The sequence below is a fragment of the Neobacillus niacini genome, assembly GCF_023715785.1.
Lineage (GTDB): Bacteria > Bacillota > Bacilli > Bacillales > Cytobacillaceae > Neobacillus > Neobacillus niacini_E.
Window position 1 is genome coordinate 1 of the sequence record NZ_JAMBOX010000097.1, and the last position, 392, is coordinate 392.

1 protein-coding gene is annotated in these 392 nt (G+C 61.7%); it reads right to left on the reverse strand.

The genetic code is table 11. From position 1 onward, the window contains the following. Positions 1-274, reverse strand: a 274-nt coding sequence (locus tag M3234_RS29010) for a hypothetical protein (protein WP_262307952.1), incomplete at its 3' end; no start/stop codon positions are given. Positions 275-392: the final 118 nt, after the last annotated feature.

A 392-nucleotide genomic window follows, 5' to 3' on the forward strand; every position in this document is an offset into this window, starting at 1 on the left:
GCTGGAATTCCTGGTCGATGACCGAGACCCGCACGTTGCCATGATGCGTCCGCTCGACATGCAGCGCCCGCTGTTCGCGAACCGCGTCATACGAAGGCACAACCCGCACTTCGTTCTTCAGCGCTTCATCATGCAACGCAGCGTGCAGCGCCTTAGCCGAAGCCTCGGTCGACTCTTCGTTGGAAAGATCGATCACCACGCCGTCCATGACCGCTTCCAGCGCGGCCGGGTCATACAACCGGCTCAACCGCTCGATCACGCTTTGCGACAGCAAATACGACCTTGCCAGCTCCCCAAGCGCGCATCCCCAGAAATCGCAGCCGCATTCTCACCCGGCACCAGCTCCGACCCTTGCAGCGCCAACCGCAGCATATGCGCGTTGAGCTCCACGT